The sequence below is a fragment of the Candidatus Cloacimonadota bacterium genome (assembly GCA_011372345.1).
In the GTDB taxonomy this organism is placed as follows: domain Bacteria; phylum Cloacimonadota; class Cloacimonadia; order Cloacimonadales; family TCS61; genus DRTC01.
Window position 1 is genome coordinate 1 of the sequence record DRTC01000661.1, and the last position, 2,533, is coordinate 2,533.

At 36.4% G+C, this 2,533-nt stretch carries 2 protein-coding genes; both read right to left on the reverse strand.

Annotated elements, in window-relative coordinates:
• Window positions 1-1,426: hypothetical protein (locus ENL20_12690; protein HHE39407.1), on the reverse strand; the 1,426-nt coding region annotated here is incomplete at its 3' end.
• Window positions 1,427-1,435: 9 nt separating this feature from the next.
• On the reverse strand, window positions 1,436-2,113 hold the full coding sequence (locus ENL20_12695; GenBank protein ID HHE39408.1) for a hypothetical protein: 678 nt from the start codon (window positions 2,111-2,113) through the stop codon (window positions 1,436-1,438).
• Between the last annotated feature and the right edge of the window lie 420 nt (window positions 2,114-2,533).

Genomic DNA, 2,533 nt, shown 5'->3' on the forward strand with positions numbered 1-2,533 from the left:
CGAAATCAGCCGGATCGATGGGTAGATCAGCATCAAGACCAAGATCCTCCAGATCATCAAGAGAAAGAGCTCCATCGATGATGTTATTATTATACAAACTCAAGGCTACTTCCGTTCCCCAGACAAGCCGTTGATTGATCAGAGCAAGTCTGGTATCCATTCCTAAAATGATATTATCTTGCGGTGTTGTCATGGCAACAGTATCACCGTTTGCATCAACTTCCAGATAATATTTTTCATCGAGAGATTTCATTGAATCCTTATTCTTGGCAACATTCAATCCCCAGAGGAAACTTTTCTTTGTTCCGATCTCCATTCTCATCGCTACAGTATTTCTCTTGAATGTTCCTGCTGAATATTCATCAGGAGCAGTTTCTTCTCCCTCGATTTTTCTCTTATTCTGACCATAAGAAAGCAGCATTCTGAACATCTTAAAATGCAGATTTGTATGAATACCTCTGATATTTTTATTATTCAAGACAAAACTTCCATAATCTGGGGAATGATCTCCTGCGATCAGATCAAAATGAGGAGTTAAAAATGAAATTTTGTAACGATTTACAGGTTGTGCATATTTTGTTTCCAGAGAAGAAATAAACAGTTTTAATTTTGTTCTCAACCAGTTTTGTGATCCGCTTAAATTGATAAGTAAATTTCCCTCATGTCCGGTTTCATCATCAACACTTTCGGAATAGCCGTAATATGTCCCAACCGCATTACCGGTCAAATTCCAGGGCATTTCAAATTTGACTTCTTTGATTTTTGTAAACCATTTTTCGGAATTGATGGTCTTGCCGTTTTTAAGTGCTGCTGAAACCTGGTAAGTATAGTTTCCCGGGAGTTTATTCAGATCTTTATAAAGGATCAGGTTTTTACTTATTTTTGCATTTTCTGTGATGTCTTCTCCATTCAAAGTTAACTTGATCGAACCTTCTTCTACTTCATCTGCAATTGAGAAATAAGAAATCGCTACAATAAAATCCTCCGTCAGGTCGGAAAGTTCTTCATCAGGACTTAATCTCACAAAAGAATCGGAAAATGATTGTGGTTTTTCAAAAGCAACTTTAAATGGATTTATCTGGGGCTGCATTTCCGGAAAGGAAGTTCTCAGTTCGTTCACATCCACGATCTCGAAATAATATTCGAGTTCAGTCGTATATTCGGAAGCATCGTTCAGAGCAGTACGAAAATACGGATCGGTTTCAGTTCCTTTCATCATTTCCTGTTCATAATAAGTTAATGTTCCTGCTTCTCGAAAATAAACATAGATTTTATCGATCTCATTAAAACCATTCTGAATTTCAAGTTCAATGACAGGTGCTTCATGAGTTTTAAAAGAGATCGGTAGTTCATGATAAGGTGTAATTTCTGCTGTTAATATTTGCAGACAAAATATCAGAATGACAATTAAAAATATCCGTCTCATCAGTTCCTCCTATTCAAATTCAATAGTGATAGTTTTCTTTTCTCCACTATCATTCTTCAGCTCGATTTCGATATTTTCGGATGACTCTTCATCTTCCATCATCTGCTGTATTCCTTCATCAATATCACCTTTTTTAATTCCTGAAACTTCGATCTGACCATCAGGAGTAAGATTTGCTTTTTGATTTGCTCCGACCATTGCTGTTTTCCCATCCCTTTTATTCTTGATCTCTGCATCTCCGGAAAAAGTGAAAAGAGTAGTTCCTTTTTCGTTGGAATGTGAAACCAGGATTTCAGTTCCTTTGACAGAAACAACCGTTGTTGGAGTTTCAACTTCAAAAACACCTGTTTTCTTCACTACTTTTGACCACAGTTCTCCCATTTTCAGGTAACTTTTTTTATCCAGTTTATCTCCTTCTTTTTTGGCATTTATCGTGAGAATACTATTAGGAAATAATTTCACGACAGAACTTCCGTCAATGAACTTAAAAGCAGCAAAAGAATCTTCCATACTTTCGATTTCATCTTTATTGTATAATTCATCTCCTGTATTTATATCGGAATTTTCTTCTCCCCTGGTTAGTTCGACTTTCCCTTTTGCCTTGAGAGTCAAGGCAACAGAATCTTCTGCCTGACAGATCGAGACAAATAAAATTATGATCAGGATAAATAATATTTTTGTTTTCATTTTTTTCTCCTATCTGACCGTTATTTTTTTGATGTTCTGATCGTCGGATGAAAGCAGATCACAAAGTTCTCTGATAGAAATATTACCGGTTCCCTGCTTGACATCATCGAATGTATAACCACTTTCCAGTAACTTCAGTATCTCGTCAACTCCTTCGATTTCCAGTTGCTGTAAAAATTCCAAAGTGTTCCGGAGCATCATAACTTCGAGATCTACTTCCGTATCTTCGGAAATCGTGAAAACATACATAGCGCTTTTATAATCCTCAAGTGTAGATTCTGCTACAGAAGAAAGAACTGCACTAACCTGCCAGGCATAAATCCGATTTTCTCGTAATTGACCCTTATAAGGATAAATAGTCGAAGTAATACCTTCAATTTCAAAAGGCTCAAACTGGTTTTCTATATCTTCAGGAGAATC

Excerpts from the sequence above, each read along its gene's own strand:
- ENL20_12695 (HHE39408.1), bottom strand. The coding sequence starts at position 2,113 with ATGAAAACAAAAATATTATTTATCCTGATCATAATTTTATTTGTCTCG.